The sequence below is a fragment of the Pseudarthrobacter sp. fls2-241-R2A-127 genome, from assembly GCF_030209355.1.
In the GTDB taxonomy this organism is placed as follows: domain Bacteria; phylum Actinomycetota; class Actinomycetes; order Actinomycetales; family Micrococcaceae; genus Arthrobacter.
Genome location: NZ_JARVSF010000008.1, coordinates 403,517 through 423,196 on the forward strand (window position 1 = coordinate 403,517; position 19,680 = coordinate 423,196).

Below are 19,680 nucleotides of genomic sequence, written 5' to 3' on the forward strand. Positions count from 1 at the left end.
TGGGGCCGCGGCCGGCACCGCGTCTGGTGGCGGTGCCACCTGCTTGATGCCGGCCGCGGAGTCTCTACTTGAGGAGGGCTTGGATCTTGGTCTTGGCGTCGGCGAGCAGGGTGGCACTGTCTCCGCCGGCGACGGCCTTTTGGAGCATCGGCACGAGGACCGTGTCAACAATCTGCTGCCACTTCGCCGTTGCCGGACGTGTTGCCGTCGCAGGCGCGTTGAGTGTTTCGATCAGCGGTTTGAAGCTCTCGTAGCCGGGCTGGTCCTGGTACTTCTGGAAGGCAGATACCCTTGCAGCCAAGCCAAGGCTGGACTGGATGGCCAGGTCGTTGTGGTCGAAGGCGCACTTGACGAACTTCTTCGCAGCATCCGCATTCTTCGTTGCCTTCGGGACCGAGAGGTACCAAGGCCCGGGTACACCGGCCACACCGGCGGAACCGCCGATCATTGGCGCGGTTCCCACCTTGCCGTAGACGGGAGAGTCCTTCGGGATCTGCCGGTACGCATGGGCCCAGAACTGGGTCATCGCCGTCTTGCCCTGGTTGAAGAGGTTCTGGGCCGCGGCCCAGTCCACCTGGGCGGCCCCGGCGGGGGCGTCCTTGACGAGGCTGGTGTAAAAATCCAGCGCTTGTTTATGGGCAGCATTGTCAATGACGACGTTGTTGTTGCTGTCCACAACCATGGGTGAGCCGGCCTGCAGCACGTGGGCAAGGTACTCAGTCTCAACGCCGCCCTTGACGTCTGTGCCATACATGCCGTCCTTGGTGAAGAAGGCGGAGATGTCCTGGTACTGCTGCCAGGTCTTCGGCGCGGCGAGGTCGTAGCCGTATTTCGCCTTGAAGTCCGCCTTGTTCTTGGCGTCTTCAAAGAGATCCTTGCGGTAAAGAACGATCTCGGCGTTGGTCCACGCCGGCATTCCAATGAAGTGGCCATCGACGTTGGCTTCCTTCACCAGCGAAGGGAAGATGTCCTTCTTCGCTTCGTCGGTGAAAAGTTCGTCGATGGGTTGCAGGGCATCCTTGAAGCTTGGCAGCCAGACGGAGTCAAGGGCGGCAACGTCGAAGGAAACCGCGCCGGAGGAAAACTCACTGGAGAGGCGGTTGAACAGCCCGTCGTACGGGAGTTCCACGAAGTTCACGTTGACGCCCGTGTCTTTGGCGCATTGATCGGCGATGGGCTGCAGCTCGGCATGTCCGCCGGCCTCGACCAGAACGTTGATGGAATTGCTGCTGCCGCCGCCTTCAGTGGCTGCCGGGCCGCCGGCGCCACAGCCTGTAGCGGCAAGGGCGACGGCGGTGCAGATACCGCCGATACCCGCGAGTTTGGAGATGGTTTTTCGAGAGGACATCGCTGTCGACTCCCTTTCTCTTGAACGGAGAGACTGGAACGTGGAGGTGCCAAACCGTTTTGCTAAAACGACTTGGCACTCAGATTAGGACTCTGCGGCGAGGTGTGTCAAGGGCTGGATACCGCCGCAGGTTGACAAAATCCGCCGGCGCGATTTTGGCGTTGACATGACTTCCCGGCGCTCAATAGGCTCGGTCAAGTCCGCCGGCAAAACCGTTTTTTCACATTTTGGCTCATGGCCGACTGAAAGATCCCAATGAAGCAATCTTTGACCTGCATGGAGGAAGACAAATGAAGCTGGATCAAGACGACAACCTCAGCGCCACCAGTCCAAGTCGTCGCCGGATGCTCGGTGCCGGCGCCGCAGGCACCCTGGCAGCGGCACTGACGCTGGGGATTTCATCAAGCGCCAACGCCAACGCCAACGCCGACGCCGGAGGCAACGGAGCTCTGTCCGGCTCATCCAACACCTACGATGTCACCGCGTGGAAGATCAAGGGGCATCCGGAGGTCACCGCCATGTCCGACGTAGGCGCGATCATCAATGACATCATCGCCGATATCAAAGGCCGGCAATCACAGCCGGAGGCGAAGCCCGGAGCGGTCATCATCATTCCGCCAGGCGACTATGACCTTCGCACCCAAGTGGTTGTGGACATCAGCTTCCTGACCATTTCCGGCTTTGGCCACGGCTTCTTCTCGCGCAGTATCGCCAACAACGTTGACACCACCGGCTGGCTGGAGCTTCAACCAGGAGGAAGTCACATCCGCGTCCTGACACCGGCGGCCACTCCACAGGCGTTCCTCGTCCGCCGAAGCGGCAGTCCCAGGCTGTCCGGAATCGTGTTCAGGGATTTCTGCCTTGACGGAGTGGACTTTACACCTGACGGGAACAGCTACCGCAACGGCCGGACCGGGATCGAGGTGGCCTCCGATAACGACTCCCTGCACATCACGGGCATGGGATTCGTCTACCTGGAGCACGCCCTCATAGTTCGCGGCGCAGACGCACTGCGCGTACACGACAACATGATCGCGGAGTGCGGAAACTGCGTCGAATTGACGGGCGCCGGCCAAGCAACGGTGGTGAGTGACAATCTCATGGGTGCGGGCCCGGACGGGGTGACACTCCTCGCAGAGAACCACGAGGGCCTGCTCGTCACCGGCAACAACCTCTTCCCCCGCGGCCGCAGCCTCGTCGAGCTCACCGGGTGCAACCGTTGTTCAGTTTCCTCAAACAGGCTCCAGGGCTTCTACCCGGGCATGCTCCGCCTGCTGAACGGCTGCAAGGAGAACCTCATCACGGCCAACCACATTCGCCGGACCAACGAGGGGTTCCCGCCGTTTATCGGGCGCGGCAACGGCTTGGACGATCTCTACGGCGTCGTTCACGTGGCCGGAGACAACAACCTCGTCTCAAACAACCTTTTCGCTTTCAACGTCCCTCCCGCCAACATCGCCCCGGCCGGCGCCCAGCCAACCCAGATCCTCATCGCCGGAGGGGATGCCAACGTGGTCGCCCTCAATCATGTCGTCAGCAACACGGCCTCCCAGCATGTCGTCCTCGACGCGTCGACCACACACTCGAAAGTCCTCGACAGCGGCGCCGCATCCCAGGTCACGTCATACAGCCCTGACACGGCCATCCGGCCGACTCCCTGACAAGTGCACGCGGGCGCGCCTCGAGGCACGGCATCCGCCTCCTCGGGCGCGCTCCCGCAAGGACTCCTGCCGGACAGAGCAGTCATAGGCGGCACCCGCGACCTCGATAGTGGCACCCGCGACCTTGATGTCAGAACATCCGCTTACGACCTGATTCCCAGCTTCCTTCCAGTCTTCGCAGGTACCGTCCCGGAGGCGGAGCGCTCCGCCGTCAACTGACCGAGGAGGATGCGTGGGCCCCATCAAGAGTCTGTGGGCGATGGTCCAGGGAGACCCGGTCTTCATGCGGCGGGTCAACGGCTGGTTGGCCATTATCTGGATCTTGATGATCCCTATTTCACTGCTGATGGGGTGGCTGGATTCAGTGGTCTACGTCTCGGCGCTCTCGCTTTGGGCCTTAGTCTCCGGCCATTGGTCGGCATGGCAGGCAGCCCGCGTCGAGGTCGCGCAGCAGGAGGACGCCAAGCGGCGGGACAAGGAAGATTTAGTCGCCGAAGTGGTTGAGGCACTGCTGGCCCGGACAAACGTCGAGCCCGTGTCTGCCACCCCGAGCACAAGCGCGGAGACTTCGGCCGCATCCTCAGCAACACGGCCACCAAGGCCATGCACTTGGGTCTTTGGCCTTTACTGTTCTGCTGCCAGAGAATTTCGGCGGGCCGGAAGGGCAGATCTGACATAAAGGAGATGTGGGCTGTCCGCATGCGTGACCGACGTACCTGTCCTTACCGAAAGCTGTTGTTCATGAAAAAGTTCATACCCTTTGGTGCAGCACTGGCAGGCATCGCCCTGTCGGCCGCCGCATGCTCCGCCCCAACCTCGGGCAGTGCCGTCTCCACCTCGTCCCCGGCTACCCAGCCTGCTCCGGCTGCCACGGCCTCCGCTCCCGCCCCGTCCGCGGGCTGGGGTCTTGCTGTCCAGGGCGGCGGTGACCGGATCAAAGCCGCCGGACTGGATGTGCTCCGTGCAGAAGGCGCCGCAGAGCACTTCCACGCGCACTTGGATGTGCTCGTGGACGGGAAGCCTGTCACCGTCCCGGCTGACATCGGCTTCAGCTTCAACTCCGCTGGCCAGCCCAACGGAATTTCGGCGCTGCACAGCCACGACGAAACGGGAATTATCCATATTGAAGCGCCCACCGCCGGCGTCACGTACACCCTCGGGCAGTTCCTCACGGAGTGGGGTGTCCTGGACGGCACCGATGCGAACCCCGGCACGGCGCATTCGGCCCAGGACGGCTGGAAGGTAGCCGTGAATGGCGTCCCTCACGACGGGAAAATTTCCGACGTGGTCCTGAAGGCCCACGACGAGATCGTACTCTTCCACGGCGCGGCACCGTCACCTCTGCCAGCCTCATTCACCTTCCCAAGCGGCTTGTAGGCGGTGGCCGGGAGGCTACTACGTACTGCGGCGGGCAGGTTACCCTCCACGTCGTCCTGCAGGGACACCGGTGAAATCTGCCAAGCGGACGGTGCTCCCGGGGTCTCGCTGCCCGATGGTGACTACTCCCCCGCACCGGGCACCATGCCTAAAATTGCCGCATGATGTGTACTCGGCTCTACCGCCATGGACGGCTCGAACGCGAGGATCTCCGGTTGGAAGAACTGGACAACATCCTCAGCGAAGAGGGGGTCACGGTCTGGATCGACTACATGTCCCCTACAGCGGATGATCTGGCAGGTATTGAAAAAGCACTCGGATTGCACCGTCTTGCCGTCGAGGATGCCGTCCATGAACACCAGCGACCCAAGCTGGACCGCTACCCCGGCCACCTCTTTCTGGCCGCCTACCACGCTGAGCTGGCCGGGGAGTCCAATGAGCTGAAGATCGCTGAGGTCAAGGCTTTCATCACTAAAAGAGCCCTGGTCACCGTGCACGGCCCGGAAATGGATCCCGGGCAGCTCACGGCGCACTGGGACGCCGAGCCGGACCTTGCCGTGCACGGCACATCGTTTCTGCTCTGGGGCCTGCTTGATCTAATCGTGGACGGGCACTTCGATACCGTACAGGAACTGGATTCCCGAATTGATTCCCTCGAAGACGTCCTGTTTGTTGATCATGCCCCTGATCATGACCTCCAGCGCAGGTCGTTCGAGCTCAGAAAATCCCTCGTCCGGCTCCGCCGCGCGGTCCTGCCGATGCGGGAGGTCTTGAACACTCTTCTCCGCCGCGACCTGGAAGTCCTCGATCCCGAAATGCAGCCATTCCTGCAGGACGTCTATGACCACGTGCTGCGGGTCTCCGAATGGACGGAGTCTCTCCGCGACCTGGTCACCACCATTCTGGAAACACACATCAGCATCCAGGGCAACCGCATGAACCTGGTCATGAAGAAGGTCACCAGCTGGGCCGCCATTATCGCCGTCCCTACCGCCGTTACAGGGTTCTTCGGCCAAAATGTGCCGTTCCTGGGTTTCCAGTCCCCGCTTGGCCTCACCCTCTCCTTGACACTGATCATCGTTGCCTCTGCAGGGCTGTACCTGAGCTTTAAGAAGAAAGAGTGGATTTGAACAGCAGGAGTAGGCTCTGCAACATGACCGCTAAGAATTCATTCCACGGAATCTCGCGCCCAGGGGGCTGGCTGCCAGAACAGGACGAACTTGAAGACTGGCTTGCCGGTCATCGGGAACGAGTAGAAGCGCGCCCGGAAGATTCGCCACTGCATCCGGTGATCGTCGAATTCCAGGAATTGATCGCCAGCGATCCTGTGGTCCGCCTTTACATGACCGAGATGATCGAACAGGTTCCGAAATCCAAACCGTACCGCAAACGGCACCTCACCAGCGTCGATCAAATGCTGCGGCTTATCAACGAAGTCCTGACAATGGCCCCGGAGTTCAGCGAAGGGGGAATGGTCACTACCCCATTGACGGCAATCCTAGACTGGACCATGGGAACCGAGGCCGGCTTCGCTGCCCACCGCGACCCCCGGATCGTCGCCATGTTCCGCAAGGTCCTGGACGCTTGGTGCACTTTTCTCACCAGTCCGGAGTCGCTGTACGTGCTGAACGATTCCCCGTCCGGATGGATGTCGGAGAAGGCCCAGCAGGCCGTCGGGATAAGTGACTACGAACATGATCCCCATGCCGAGCACTGGGGGTTCACGTCGTGGAACGACTTCTTCTCCCGTCGACTCACCTCGACGTCCAGGCCCGTTGCTGACGCAGACGACGACAAGGTCATCGTCAGTGCCTGCGAATCCACCCCCTACAAGATCAGCTCCGACGTACAACGGCAGAGCCGGTTCTGGGTCAAGAACCAGCCATACTCCCTCGATGACCTGCTCGCCCGCGACGACTCAGTGGATGACTTCGTCGGCGGGACGGTCTATCAGGCCTTCCTGAGCGCACTGAACTACCACCGGTGGCACGCACCTGTCGCAGGGACTATCGTGCGCGCCTACCTCAAGGACGGCACCTACTTTTCCGAGGCGGAGTCGGAGGGTGCCAATGCGGTCGACTCCAGATTCTCACAGGCCTACCTGGCCCACGTGGCCGCCCGGGCGATCATCCTGATCCAGGCCGACGACCCTGCGATCGGCCTGATGGCCTTCGTCCCCGTCGGCATGATCGAAGTCTCCTCGTGCGTCATCGACCCGGACATCGTGCCGGGACACCACGTGAAGAAAGGCGACGAACTGGGCTACTTCCAGTTCGGCGGCTCAACTGAATGCCTCATCTTCCGGCCCGGTGCCATCGACCAGTTCGCCCTGGAAGCAATACCGCAGCCCCAAAACCAAAACGCTCCCCTCGTACGGGTGAGATCGAAGCTGGCTACCGCAAAACGCTGAAAGGCAAGTGCACAACCCTTTCATTCATTTGCCAGCCAGCGAGCACCGTGATCGGGGCGTCTATGCCGGTGCTCCACGTGCATGGTGCTCTTCGCCGCCTGACCTTGGCTATCCTTCGTGAGCATGGATGCCGGATGCTGTAAGGCCTACACCTTGCAGAACCGGGTGCAGGGTCCATCGCTCGAGTTCTTCAGCGTCCTGCTCGATGGTGGATGTTGTGACACGGAAGGTGTGGCTTTCCCCGGGAAGCAGGGAAATGCACTGTTCGGACACTGTGGCGCCGGGGTCCATGCGGTCCGCTTGCAAGACAAGGTCGCGGACAACAGTGTGGGCCGTGACCGTCACAGCCACCCCGTCGTGTGTCTTCACGGCTGAGGCGGCAACTCGCGCAGGTTCAGTGAGGCGGTCCTTGTCCTCGGCATGGAAATGAAGGATGCGGTCCCCGGGCCCTATCCCCTCGCCGCGGATGACGAGGACCTCGGTCAATGGGAAATCACTCCGGCCGACATCGTTTGGCAGGCTGATGTCCGCCGTGGCGCGTGCTTCGACGTCGAAATCGTAGAGATGGGATGCCATCACTTTCAGGCGTTGAGCGGTGACGTCCGTGGCGGCGTCCGTGCTGATCAACTCCAGGCTCAGTGTTCCCCTCCAAGGGTCAGCTGTGTCGTTCACCAGGACAACGACGAGCTCGCTGCCGCGCTGCTGGACCGTCGCCAGCCGTGGCCGGTACGCGTCCCTGATGGCGTACCAGAGCGGCTTGAGCTGTCCATAGCCATCGACGGCGGCCCATGACGTGACGGGCCAGCAGTCGTTGAGTTGCCAGACGATGGACCCGGCGCACACGGGCGACCCGGCGCGGAAGTGTTCAATGCCGAACCGGACGGCGCGGGCCTGGTTGACCTGGGTCAGGAAGTGCCAGTCAACGAAATCCGCTGGGTCGGGCAGGTGCGCGGCAAGTCCGCGCTGCAGTTTCGTGGTCCCGTCCTGGGCCTTTTGGTGGTTGAGGAAGGCTGGGGCGTCGAGGTCCAGGTCGGCGGGCTCCAGTGTCCGGGCCAGGGTGGACCAGTTGGGCGGGCCCTGGAAACCGAATTCGGAAACGAACCTGGCGTTCCACTGTGCGTAGTCCAGGTAGTCTTCCTGGTTCCACACGTCCCAAATGTGCACGGTGCCGTGCTGTGGGTCGTTCGGGTGCAGTTCAGGGTTTCCCGAATAGGGACTACCGGGCCAATAAGGGCGGGTGGGATCCAGCCCGGCAATGAGGTCAGGCAGGAGTTCGGCGTAGTAACGCCATCCCCAGCCGCGCCCGTCCAGCTGGGCTTTCCAGTTCCAGTCCTCGTATCCCCAGATGCATTCATTGTTGCCGTTCCAGATTACGAGGCTTGGATGACTCATCAGCCGGACAACGTTGTCCCGGACCTCACCGGCGACCTCATCGTAGAGTAGACCGTCCTCGGGGTAGCCGGCGCAGGCGAAGAGGAAGTCCTGCCAGACGAGAATGCCCATCCGGTCGCACAGGTCGTAGAAGTCGTCTGACTCATACACCCCACCGCCCCAGACCCGGAGGAGGTTCATATTCGCCCCAATGGCTTGGGAAATGCGCTCCCGCAGGCGGTCCTCAGTGATGCGGGACGGAAAGCAGTCATCGGGGATCCAGTTGGCGCCTTTGACAAAGATGTCGATGCCATTCACGGCAAAGACAAAGGCGGTTCCGTTTTCGTCCCGGTCAGTCTTGAGTTCAAAGTCCCGGAAGCCGACGTCCTTGGACCAGGTGTCGAGGGTCTGGTGTCCCATCTGCAGGGAAACTGCAAGCCGGGAGAGAGGCTGAGCGCCCAAGTCGTGGGGCCACCACAATTCCACCTCGTCCAATTCGAGGACGACGGTAGCGGAGATTGAGTCCGGGATGATGGGGACGGTCCTCGTGGTCCCGTTCACGCCGACGGTCAGTGCGAGCTCGATAGGCAGCCCACTGTGAATGCCCGGGGCCCGGAGCAGATCGACGTTTACCTCGACCCGAGCGCTCCCGTGGGTGGGCGTGGTGCCGACTTGGGCTGGCTTGACTCTGGTGGTGATGGACGGGCGGACCGACTGAAAGCGGGCAGTGGTGTACCGGCGGATGCTGACCGGTTTCCAGGGGCCGGCGGTGACCAGGTTTGGTCCCCAGTCCCACCCGAAGTTGCAAGCGGATTTGCGGACGTATTGGAAGGGTTCTGGATTTTCATTGGGCTGTTCCCCGGCCTCCGCGCGGACCAGCTCGGCATGGGCGCGAACGTCCTTGAATATCAGGGCCAGGGTATTGATGCCGGCTTTGACATGGTCAGTGATGTCGACGGTGTAGCTGCGGTGCTGATTGAAGGTGTGCGCCAGGTCCACGCCGTTGAGGCGGATGACGGCCACGGTGTCCAGTCCTTCGAAGCCCAGCTCGGTAGGGCGGTGCCTGGCCCCGTCGTGCTCGAAAGTAGTTGCGTACTCCCATTCGCTGCGGCCGATCCAGTGTTGGGTGTCCTCGTTTTGACCGGCGTACGGGTCGGGGATGAGCCCATGATCCAGGAGTACGGTGTGAACAACCGAAGGTACGGACGCAGGGAGCCTCCAGGCGGCTGCTCCATCGGGAGCGTCATCGGCCGGGATCGTCGTGCGCAGCACCCATCCGTCAGTGAGACGGGTCGTCTCAATCATGATTTCTGCCTTATCTGGGGATGTTGGCGTGGTGGAGGGGATTACTGGTTGCCGTCGGCACGGTAGAAGTACATCTCCCTGGACCCAGATGGGGCGTCCCACCCCTGGGCAAACATCCAGCTTCCGCTGAATTTGAGCAAGCCGCCCCACGCGAGGGAACCGCCCAGGTAGAGTGCCTTTTGGGTGAAAGGTGCGTTCGTGTCGTAGAGGGCCTGGGCTGCGGCGAATTGTCCATCGGCGTCGCCGTAGAAGAAGTCCAGGACCAGCTTGGATCCGTCGTCTTCGACGATGGCGCAGGCCACTTCGTGGAGGGAGCCGCCCAGCGGGCCGAGGTCCAGGTAGTCCTGGGGCTCGAACGTCCAGTTGACCATGTCCGTGGAACGGCCCACGTGAGTGGTGCCTCCGCATCCTTCGGACAGGTACATCAGGTAGTGTCCGCCGAGCTTGACCGCCTCGCCGCGGGCGTTGCGGGGGATAACAGCCCCTTTGGCCCAGTAGCGGGAGATCTCGTGCGGGACCGCAAGGCCGAGCTTTTCCCAATTGATGAGGTCATCGGAGACGGCCAAATTGATGTCACAGCCAACGTCCCCGAGGGGGTATACATCCGGGTCATCGCCGGTGGCTTGGTCCCCGTTCCGGTCGATGGTCCAGATCCCGTTGTAGAACATGTAGTAGCGCCCGTTGGCCGCGTATATTTTTGGATCTTCGCAACCGAGGATTTCGTTGTCCTGCGTTGGGTAGATGACGGGGTTGGCGGAATTGTCCTGCCACCCTGCCTCCGAATCGTAGACTGCGACCCCGATCCGGCTGGAGATGGATTCCTTGCGCGGTGAGGCCCGGTAGAAAAGGTAGAGCCTGCCGTCTCGAACCATGAGAGACGGGTTGAAGATCGAATCTGAGGTCCAGCCGATTCCTGTCGGGTCGGCCCAGTCCGTCTCCTGCCGGAACGTCAGCGAGTCGTCCTTCTGGAAAGGTCCTACCACCCATTCGGGCCGGTCGGGATATTCGGCCGAGAACTGGTCTGTCGAGATGGTGTCGGTCAGCGGGTTGCTGAACGTGAGCGCTTTTTCATAAGTCTCGCGCAGTGCGGCTGTGGTGATCTTCTGCATGGTGGCGTTGCCTGTCGTTGGGGCAGGCCCGGACGGGGATGGCCGGGCCTGCTGTGAAAGAAGGGTGGGGTGTTGGTCAGTTTTGGTCGATGGAAACCCAGGTGAAGCCCCCTGGCGCGACAGAGACGCGACCTGCGTGATCCGCGCCGTTCTGGTCTGCGGTCGGGGGCAGGGCGCGGCCGCTGGCATCGTAGGCCTGTTGGCTGAGGTGAAAGCCCTGTGGCACGTCAATCTTCCGGTCAACGCTTGTGCTGGCCGCGCTGATGAACAGCGTGCGCTCACCGGACAGGCCCGAAACGCTGACGGAGGAAATCTGTGGCTGCACCAGCACCCCGTCGATGGCGACGTTGCTGCCGGCCGTGGCGAGAACGCTGTCTCGATGGGCTGGCAGGGCCTTGTCGAGGGAAAGCGGGGAGAGCTTTCCGGGGGCCGCCGTGATGCCCTGCTCCCCTGCCCCGCCGTTGGCGGTGGTGCCAAGTACGGTGTCCCCGGAGGTCCAGGACGTTGTCCCGGCAGGGTTCGGGAGCTGGTTGACGATGGGGTAGATGTTCTGTGGCTGGTCGGCTGCCGGCACCGGAATCCGCAACGTACCGCCGGCGTTGAGGGCCACGTAGGCTCCCCCGGACCAGTTGGCCTCGCCGGTCCAGGCGGAGGCAGGTTTGACGACTTGGCCGCCGGTTACGGCCCCTGATTCGGCTTCAGCCACTTTGAGCCCGTCGGTCCCCACGGTGTGGTTGATGCCAAGGGCCTTGGCCTTGAGCTCCGGGTTGGCGTCCAGGGCCAGCCTGGAGAGCAGGGTGTGGATGGTGGACTCCGCCCCGGAGTTGGGATTGACGCGGCCGTCGGTTTCGATGCCGTCAATAGCGGTTCCGGTGGCCGGGTTGTAAGCGGGTTTGCCGCTGCGGTTGGCCCCGAAGTACCAGCCGGCGGTCACGGCTGCGACGTCGAGCAGGCCGGGTGCGTGGGCGGCCCGGGCTGTTGCGACGAGTCCTTCGACCCGGGAGTCCACTCCGTAGGCGATCTGTGCTTCGCCGGGGACCGGGCTCCAAGCATTGTCCGGACCGCCGGCGGCAAGCAGTTGGGGCGTGAACTGGGCGGAGTCCCGCACGGCAGCGGTCAGCAGGTCGGGACGGTTGAGGACGGGTGAGGCGCCCGCGACGGCGGCAGCGGTCATCCCGCCCCAGGCGTGCCACAGGGTCCGTGACTGGTTCCAGGGCAGGATTGCTCCGAAAGGCCATTGCCGCACGGAGCCGGATGACATGGCAGCCACGCCTTCGGTGAGCTCCCGGAGAGCCGTCGCGGCGACTCCGTCGTCCGTGGCAGCCTGGGTGTAGGCGGTGAGTCCCAGCACTGCTTCGGCTGAGGCGTCGGCTCCGCCCGTGATGAGCCAGGCCGGCACCTTGTCACCGTCCGCGATGTCATAGGTTCCGTACTTGGCCAGGGACTGCTTGTTCAAGGACGCCACAGCGAGGTCAAGCCTCGCCTTCAAGAACGCTGCGAACTGTGGATCGGCTACTTTGAACGCCGCGTAGCCCTCCCCCAGGGCCCAAACGGTCCTCGCGAGCCAGTACGACTCTGCCGAGTCGCTGGGATCGGGCAGTTCGGCAGGCTTCGCGCTCGGTGTCAGTGACCCGTCCGGCTGTTGCCAGAGGACGACGTTTCCGGCGTTCGGTCCGGAGGAGGTTTGCAGGTATGTCAGTTCGCGCAGCACCTCGAAGGCATGGTCCCGGCTGGTAGTGTCGCCGGTCTGCTGCCAGTGGCGAAGATAGACGACGGCGGTGCGGGCTATGTCGTCGGCGTTGAAGGCCCCCTGGGTCCAGTAGCCGGTGGCAGCGTCTTTGGTTCCGCCGCCGACCCGGGTGTAGCTGCCGTCGTCGTTCTTGTTGGCATAGGTCCACGGTGCCTGGGCGGTTGGGCGTTCGTCCAGCTGGTAAGTGGTGTGGCCGTCGACGGCGTGCAGCGGGACACTGTCCAGCAGGAAATTCAGGTGGGACAGGTTGGTCAGTGGTGCCTGCGTGCCGACGGTCGGGGGCGCGGACGGGGACGGTGGAGCCGCGCTTGCGGCTCCGGCCCCAGTCAGTAGGAGTGATACTGCTGCAAGAGACGCAACAGGGGCGTATCTGGAACGTTGGCGGGTGCTGGCACGGGTCATCGTGGCTCCTGGAATCCGGGGAGGGGCTTGGTTTTCAGACGCGGTCGAGCCGCGCGACGCCGATCTTTGAGTCAGCCATGCCGTAGAACACGAACAATTGCTCGCCTATTTTTTCGATCGCCGTGGGAAAAACGACGTTGGGGACTATGCCGGACCTTTCATCGTCCGTTTCGGGGGCCAGCAGGGGCTCGTGGCTGCGCGCGATCACTGTCGAGGGGTCCTGCGCGTCCAGGATCATGGCGGCCGCAGCGTAGTTGACGTTCTGTTGGTGGTCGAAGGAAGACTTTTCAATGGTTCCGGTCACCCCGTGGTAGATCAGTAGCCACCCTTCGTCAATTCGGATCGGGGCGGGACCGCCGCCGATCTTGAGGTTCTCGAATGGGAACTCGCTCATGGCCACCAGTTTGTGGTGGCGCAGGTGGACGAGGTTGCGGATGTCCTTTTCGACGTCGGCGGCCGGCACGTAGGAGATCCAGATGCCGAGGCGGCCATCGGTGATCCCGGCAGGGAGGTGTTCGCCTTCACCCTCACGGATCCAGCCCAGGTCCCACATTGGGCGGTGCAAGAGTGCGTAGGACGGGATCCCGTCGGGGTCGTTGACCGGTTCCGGGAAGAACACAGCGTCTTTGTTGGCGAAGAGGTTCAGGTCCATGGACAGGTCGGCCTGGTACTCGAAATGAACCGGTCCGAGCCGGTGCCAGGTGCGCAGGTCCTCGGACCAGGCGAGGGCAAGGCGGGGCCCCAGCGGCCCGTACGCGACGTAGGTCATCAGGTGTTTGCCGAGGGACGGAACCCAGGTGACGCGCGGGTCTTCAGTGCCGGCGTTATTTACGCCGCGTTCCCATCCTTCATCAGGGGCCAGGACGACGCCTTCGCGCTCGACGCCGTCGGGAACGCCGTCATCGCCGATGAGCACCTTGGCCAGTCCCACGCGGGAGACGTTGCCTTTGGCGACGAGACGCGGCAACAGGTACAGCTCGCCGTCGGGTGTTCGGCCGCTGGCGGGGTTCAACACCCCCTCGGCTTCGAACTCGTTGCCTTCTTCGGGAGTCATGATGACCCCGGCGCGGGTGAGTTTGAATGGGACAGTGGGAAGTCGCGATGCTGTGGAAGTCATTGGTTGTTAGCCCTTTACGCTGGAGCCGATATTGGTCGAAATGAATTGGCGTTGGAAGAAGATGAACAGGGCGACGGCGGGTGCTGCCAGGACGCAGGCGCCGGCGAGAATTGCCCCGAAGGGATTGGCCGCCGTGGCGGCGATGTTGGAGATGTAGTTGGCCAGCGACACCGCGAGCGGCTGCATGGCGGCGTCCTTGGTGACCAGGAATGGCCAGAGGAACTCATTCCAAGGGCCGATGAAGGTCAGCAGGATCGCTGTGACAATGGCCGGGCGGACGAGGGGGATGGCGATCTGCCATAGGATCCTCAGTTCGCTGGCTCCGTCGATCCGGGCCGCTTCGAACAGGGTTGAGGGCAACTGCAGGAAGTATTGCCGGAAAACGAACACAGCGGTGGAGTTGATCGCGAACGGCAGGATCATTCCCAGGTAGTTGTCCGAGAGCCCGTAGTCGCGCACGATCATCACGTACAGCGGGATCAGCAGGAGCTGGAACGGGACCATCTGGACCAGCAGCAACATGCCGAAGACGACGCCGCGGCCGCGGAACTGCATCTGGGCCAAGGCATATCCGACGAGGATCCCGAAGAGCACCGTGCCCAAGATGACGCCGCCGGTGAAGATACCGGAGTTGGCCAGGCCGGTGAGCAAGTTAATGGAGCCGTTGATGTTGGCGTAGTTTTCCGGCGTGAGGTTGGCCGGGTTGGGAAAAGCGCCGGCGACAGAGGTATCCGGGCTGGTTTGCAGCGAGCCGATAAACATGTAGTAGAAGGGAAACAGGAAGACGAACGCACCGAGGGCGAGCAGGATGAAGCTGCCGACGCCCAGATGGGCGCGTTTCCCGACGCTTGCCTCGTTTTGCTTGGCCTGGGCTGGCTCTCCGGCCGCGGTGCGCGGGACATTATCAAGTGCCACGTTAATCCTCTTTTCCGCCGACAAGGCGCTTTTGGATCAGGGTGACCAGCAGGACGCCGATTACCAGAACGACGCCGAGTGCCGCAGCGACGTCCGGGTTGCCTTGCAGGATTCCCTTCTGGTACATGAGGAACACCGGCGAGGCGGAGGCTCCGTCGGGACCTCCCCCGCCTGTGAGCAGGTAGGGCTCGGTGAAGAGATTGGCACCGGTGATGGTGGCCAGAAGGGTCACCAGGACACTTGCCGACCGGACGCCGGGAACGGTGATATTCCAGAACTGGATCCACTTGTTGCCGCCGTCCACGGAGGCTGATTCGTAGAGTTCATCCGGGATGTTCTGCAGCGCAGCCAAGTAGAGCAGGATGAAGAAGCCCAGTTGTTTCCATGTCACGTACAACGCGACGGTGGGCATCGCCAGCCACGAGTTCACGAGCCAGGACGGGTTGGGTGCCAGCGGGCCGAGCAGGGAGTTAACCAGGCCGTTCTGCTGGAACAGGAACAACCAGACGCCGACCACGGCGACGCTGGCCGTCACGTAGGGAACGTAATAGCTGACGCGGAAGAATGTCCTAAGTTTCTGCACCCTGTTTAGTGCGTTGGCCAGGACTAGGGAGAGTCCGACCGTCAGGGGGACGTTAATGACCAGGAAGATCCCGATATTAATGAACGACCGCTGCACCTGCGGGTCGGACAGGACTGTCACGTAGTTATCCAAGCCTACGAAGGGCCTGTCTACCTGCACGCCCGGGGCGGTGAAATAGAACTGGTGGAGTGAAATGTAGACGGCATATCCCAAGGGAAATGCCAGCACGCCAAGGACATAGAGCACGTAAGGGGCGCTGAAGAGCAAGCCGAGGGGTTGGGCGCCGAGCAGTGCCGGGCGTTTCCGTTGACCCTTCGGGCCCTTCCCCTCCAGGTTCGAGACCTGGAGGGGAGCGCCTGTTGATCCTGGCCTGGTCATGGCAGCCTACTTTTGCCCGGCCAGTTGGTCGATCTTGTCCGAGGCGCCCTTGAAGGCGTCATCTATGCTCTGGTTGCCGAAAATCACGGACTTGGACCAGGCGTCCCGGAAGGTCTGCCAGATCTGGACTGAGTTGGAAACGTTGGGAACTTCCACGGTCCGGGACGCTTGGTCGGCGAACTGGGTATAGGCGGGGTTCTTTGCGAAGTAATCCGAGTAGGTTGTGGTCAGGTTCTTGCGCATCGGCATCTGGCCCGTCTCGGTCAGCAACTTGCCGTCCTCGTCCTGGCTGGTGGCGAACTTCATCACATCCCACGCTGTGCCTTGGTTTTTGCAGGCAGAGTACATGGCGACGTTCTTGGCGTCGGAGGATGTATAGGACTTGTCCTGCTTCTGCGGACCGGGCACCGGCACGGCACCCCAGTTCACCTTGTCCTTGTAGGCTGCGATCGCCCACGGGCCAGCCAGCGCCATCGCGGATTTGCCTTCCGCGAAGGAATCGCCCTGGTAAGCCTCAGCCGAGGCAAGCTTTTCCTTGTACAGCGTCTGGAACATAGTGGCGACCTGCTTGCCCTGGTCGTCGTTGAAGGTGGACTTGCCGTCCTTCACCAGCTGCGATCCCTGGCTTGATGCGGCATAGAAGGGATAGAAGTCAAACCACGGCTGGTAGAAATCGCTCGAGGGGGAAGGCCAGATCGCCGTTTGGACCGCACCGGATTTGACCAGGCTGCGAGCTGTGTCCAGGACCTCAGACTGGGTGGAGAGCTTCGGGTTCTCCGAATCCAGGCCGGCCTTTTTGAACAGGTCCTTGTTGTAGAACAGGACCACCGGGTTGGACTTCCATGGCAGCTGGTAGGTCTTTCCGTCTGAGGACTTGTACTGATCCGCCAGGTCGCCGGTGCGGTCCTTGATGTACTGTGCACCGTCCGGAAAGGAATCCAGCGGGACCAACCCGCCCTGCTTCTGGAACTGAGGCACTGCGGCCGGGGACGTGTTGAACACCAGGCATGGTGCGTTGCCGGCGGTGATCGCGGCGCCGATAACTTCCTCGCTGCTCTTCCCGGCAGGGATTTCCTGCCCGTCGATCTGTTCGTCGGGGTGGGCGGAGTTCCAGGCGGCGACCATGTCCTTGCCCCACTTCACCTCTGCGGCGTTGTTCGAGTACCAGATCTTAATTGGGCCCTTGGCCGTTGTCGCGGAACCTGCGCCTCCGGTGCCGGTGGCTCCCCCTCCGCCACATGCGGCGAGGGTAGTGCCGAGCACGGCCATGGCGGCTATCGACAGAATCCGGGCATGGTTTTTTCCACGCTTCATTGCGTCTCCTAATACTTGGTTTTAATGAACGAGATTGTGTATGTGGTGCGAAGTGATTTGCTGCCTCACAGGTGGGATCAGCGGTCGGGTGCCGGCCCGGTCGAACCCCGAATGATCAGTTCCGGCGGAGGCAGGCGGACGTCCTGCCCGTCATGGCTGCCGTCAAACAGGGCAAGCATGGCGTGTGCCGCCTCGTGGCCCCAACGCAGCGGATCGGCAGAAATTGTGGTCAGCGGAGGGTTCAGATACCGAACGAACTCGGCATCGTCATAACCGGTGATCGAGAGGTCATCCGGGACGCAGTAACCCCGAGCCTGCGCCACGGACTGGCCTGCCGTAGCCATAAGGTCGTTCGCATAGACGATCGCCGTCGGCCGGTCGTCCATTGCGAGGAGACGTTCGGTGCTGTCGGCGCCGCCTGGGGCCGTGAAGTCAGACTCAATGAAGAGGTCGCTCTTGAGGCCGGCTGCCTGGAGTGCGTCCTTCCATGCGTCGTATCGGCCCCTTCCGTGCACGTAGCGTAAGGGTCCACCGACATGGGCAATGCGGGTATGCCCGAGGGCTACGAGGTGTTCAACCGCCTTTGTGAATCCTTCCGTGCCGTTCATGCTGACGGCCGGGAAGGGAGATTCGATGTCCGGCCGGTTGAGGGTCACGGCTTTGAGTTTGAGTTCCTCCAACAGCCCAATCCTCGGGTCATCGAGGAGCAGGTCCGTGAGGATGAACCCATCCACCCTGCCCGCAGAGAGCTTCCGGTAACTCTTTCGTTCCGCTGTCTCATCCGCGGCGACCGTGAGCACGAGAGTGTACTCGTGCTCCGCCAGGACGGTTTCGATCCCGGCGATGAATCCTGCGAAAAACGGATCAGTACCCAACAGCTTCGGGTCTCGTGCCAGTATCAGGCCGATAGCGTAGGCGCGTGCGGACGCGAGCCCCTTGGCTCGGAGGCTGGGGGTCCATCCGAGAGCCTTCGCTGCAGCGAGGATCCGCTTCCGCGTTTCCTCGCCGACGCCCGGCTGACCGTTCAGGGCAAGCGAAACAGCGCCCTTGCTGACGCCTGCCGCGCTGGCGACGTCGCTGATCGTGGCACCCGCCAAGCCCAACACCTCCTATGATCTGGGTCACTAAACCGGTTCAGTAAAGTAAGACTAAACCGGTTTAGTAATTCGGTCAAGGATTTTCTGCAAAACTTCCTGCACACGGAGCGCTGCCTCGGAGGGCGGTTCCCTTGAACGTAGGTATCCCATCCGCGTTACAGGGAATCAGTTAGTTCTCGGGAAGTTCGGAGCAAAGGGCCATAGGATTCCCGCATGCCATACGCGACGCTGGTCATCCGCGGCGGTCAAGCAAAATTCAAAGAGGAGATTCGCACACGTCCGATGAAGCGCCGGCGCGGGACAGAGCTGGCCCGGCAGGAGCCAGTTCCAGAACCTAAATGGTGTACAAGGCCGAACCCGTCAGAACCGGATACCCAGCGATGGGGCATCGCCGAGCGCCATTCCCTCGGTACAAGCCACGACGGCGCCGCAGCCGAGCCACCCACGCAGTTGCTCGTAGGGAAGTCCATGCCCCGCAGTTCCGAACAATCAGCCAGCCAGCCGACTCGGACGACGGGCCTACCCGGCAAATACTGGTACCCGTTGTAGCCAGTGGAAGAACTAAGGCGAAGTTTTGAGAAACGCAATAATTTTTGTCGGTTCGTGCCTTTTGGCCGTTGGTTGCCTGTTGTTGGGGTGGCAGGTCGGGCCGGCGCGGGCAGACAACTCCCCCGGGGCTCTTCCACCGGTCGCCGCTGCCTCCGGGATAGACATCTCCTGGCCGCAGTGCGGCGCGGAAATGCCGGAACTTCCGGGCTTCGCTGTCGTGGGGGTGAACGGCGGCCTTCCGGACACGACCAACCCCTGTTTAGCCGCACAGCTGGCTTGGGCCACGGGCACCCCCGGAGGCCCGGCCGGCAACCACGTTCCGGTGTACGTAAATACCGCAAATCCGGGCGCCGGCGGATCTTGGTGGCCCACGTCAAACGTCTACAACGGGAACCAGATCAACAATCCGTATGGGGTGTGCGCCGGAACCGCTACTGCGGCCTGCGCGTACGTCTACGGCTATGGGCTGGCCTTTGAGGACGTCATTCATCGTGGTGTCCCGGACCCGGCGCACCGTTTGTGGTGGCTGGATGTAGAAACCTTGAACAGCTGGTCGTCAGACTCCGGGGCGAACGCGGCCGTTCTGGAGGGAATGACGGCCTACTTGGAGGGCATCGGCGCACAGGTTGGAATCTACTCCACCGGTTACCAGTTCGGCGAAATCGCTGGCGTCATTGATGTCGGCAGCAACCTGAACAAACTCGATGACTGGATCGCTGGTGCAGACTCCCCTGCGTCCGCGGAGGCTAACTGCGGGGCTGATCCGCTCACACCCGGTGGGACCGTGACGCAGACCCAGTTCACCACCGCATCCTTTGACTACAACCTCGCCTGCCCAAGCCATACGGCCCTGCAACCCGACGCCCGCACCGGCACCGGCCAGGGGGAGGGTCCCGGAACTGCAGGCCGTGACGAGCGAAATTCCCTTGACTTGGGCGGACTGCTTACCTTCCCCGAGGGGGTGCCGTGGGCACGCAGCCCGTCGGGTCAGTGA

At 62.3% G+C, this 19,680-nt stretch carries 15 protein-coding genes; 6 read left to right on the forward strand and 9 right to left on the reverse strand.

Features of this window, described 5'->3' with window-relative positions:
• Positions 1 to 64: 64 nt before the first annotated feature.
• Positions 65 to 1,348, reverse strand: a complete 1,284-nt coding sequence (locus QRN53_RS06470; protein ID WP_285243184.1) for an ABC transporter substrate-binding protein — start codon at positions 1,346 to 1,348, stop codon at positions 65 to 67.
• Positions 1,349 to 1,638: 290 nt separating this feature from the next.
• On the opposite strand from QRN53_RS06470, the gene QRN53_RS06475 reads away from it, so the two are divergent.
• From QRN53_RS06475 to QRN53_RS06495, 5 genes are all read left to right on the forward strand, one after another.
• On the forward strand, positions 1,639 to 3,009 hold the full coding sequence (locus tag QRN53_RS06475; RefSeq protein WP_285243185.1) for a NosD domain-containing protein: 1,371 nt from the start codon (positions 1,639 to 1,641) through the stop codon (positions 3,007 to 3,009).
• Between the two features lie 232 nt (positions 3,010 to 3,241).
• Positions 3,242 to 3,688 (forward strand): hypothetical protein, encoded by a 447-nt coding sequence (locus tag QRN53_RS06480; protein ID WP_285243186.1) that lies wholly within the window; start codon positions 3,242 to 3,244, stop codon positions 3,686 to 3,688.
• A gap of 62 nt (positions 3,689 to 3,750) precedes the next feature.
• Positions 3,751 to 4,386 carry a hypothetical protein gene (locus QRN53_RS06485; protein WP_285243187.1) on the forward strand — a complete coding sequence of 212 codons (636 nt, stop codon included), beginning with the start codon at positions 3,751 to 3,753 and terminating at the stop codon, positions 4,384 to 4,386.
• 161 nt (positions 4,387 to 4,547) lie between these two features.
• Positions 4,548 to 5,516: a magnesium transporter CorA family protein gene (locus tag QRN53_RS06490; protein ID WP_285243188.1), complete on the forward strand. Its 969-nt coding sequence runs from the start codon at positions 4,548 to 4,550 to the stop codon at positions 5,514 to 5,516.
• A gap of 23 nt (positions 5,517 to 5,539) precedes the next feature.
• The gene (locus QRN53_RS06495) at positions 5,540 to 6,796 is read left to right on the forward strand and encodes a phosphatidylserine decarboxylase family protein (RefSeq protein ID WP_285243189.1); all 1,257 of its coding nucleotides are present in this window, start codon (positions 5,540 to 5,542) and stop codon (positions 6,794 to 6,796) included.
• A gap of 108 nt (positions 6,797 to 6,904) precedes the next feature.
• Here QRN53_RS06495 and QRN53_RS06500 read toward each other — a convergent pair whose 3' ends face one another.
• From QRN53_RS06500 to QRN53_RS06535, 8 genes are all read right to left on the reverse strand, one after another.
• Positions 6,905 to 9,472 (reverse strand): glycoside hydrolase family 2 protein, encoded by a 2,568-nt coding sequence (locus tag QRN53_RS06500; protein ID WP_285243190.1) that lies wholly within the window; start codon positions 9,470 to 9,472, stop codon positions 6,905 to 6,907.
• A gap of 41 nt (positions 9,473 to 9,513) precedes the next feature.
• Positions 9,514 to 10,581 (reverse strand): glycoside hydrolase family 130 protein, encoded by a 1,068-nt coding sequence (locus QRN53_RS06505; protein ID WP_285243191.1) that lies wholly within the window; start codon positions 10,579 to 10,581, stop codon positions 9,514 to 9,516.
• A gap of 76 nt (positions 10,582 to 10,657) precedes the next feature.
• A complete protein-coding gene (locus QRN53_RS06510; RefSeq protein ID WP_285243192.1) occupies positions 10,658 to 12,733 on the reverse strand; it encodes a hypothetical protein in 2,076 nt (691 codons plus the stop codon).
• 34 nt (positions 12,734 to 12,767) lie between these two features.
• On the reverse strand, positions 12,768 to 13,850 hold the full coding sequence (locus QRN53_RS06515) for a glycoside hydrolase family 130 protein (protein ID WP_285243193.1): 1,083 nt from the start codon (positions 13,848 to 13,850) through the stop codon (positions 12,768 to 12,770).
• Between the two features lie 6 nt (positions 13,851 to 13,856).
• Positions 13,857 to 14,612, reverse strand: coding sequence for a carbohydrate ABC transporter permease (locus QRN53_RS06520; protein ID WP_285243235.1), 756 nt, complete (start codon positions 14,610 to 14,612; stop codon positions 13,857 to 13,859).
• Between the two features lie 154 nt (positions 14,613 to 14,766).
• On the reverse strand, positions 14,767 to 15,726 hold the full coding sequence (locus QRN53_RS06525) for a carbohydrate ABC transporter permease (protein WP_285243194.1): 960 nt from the start codon (positions 15,724 to 15,726) through the stop codon (positions 14,767 to 14,769).
• 6 nt (positions 15,727 to 15,732) lie between these two features.
• Positions 15,733 to 17,040 (reverse strand): extracellular solute-binding protein, encoded by a 1,308-nt coding sequence (locus QRN53_RS06530; RefSeq protein WP_285243195.1) that lies wholly within the window; start codon positions 17,038 to 17,040, stop codon positions 15,733 to 15,735.
• Positions 17,041 to 17,117: 77 nt separating this feature from the next.
• A complete protein-coding gene (locus QRN53_RS06535) occupies positions 17,118 to 18,146 on the reverse strand; it encodes a LacI family DNA-binding transcriptional regulator (protein WP_502934822.1) in 1,029 nt (342 codons plus the stop codon).
• 730 nt (positions 18,147 to 18,876) lie between these two features.
• Here QRN53_RS06535 and QRN53_RS06540 point away from each other — a divergent pair.
• Positions 18,877 to 19,680 (forward strand): glycoside hydrolase family 25 domain-containing protein, encoded by an 804-nt coding sequence (locus tag QRN53_RS06540; RefSeq protein ID WP_285243197.1) that lies wholly within the window; start codon positions 18,877 to 18,879, stop codon positions 19,678 to 19,680.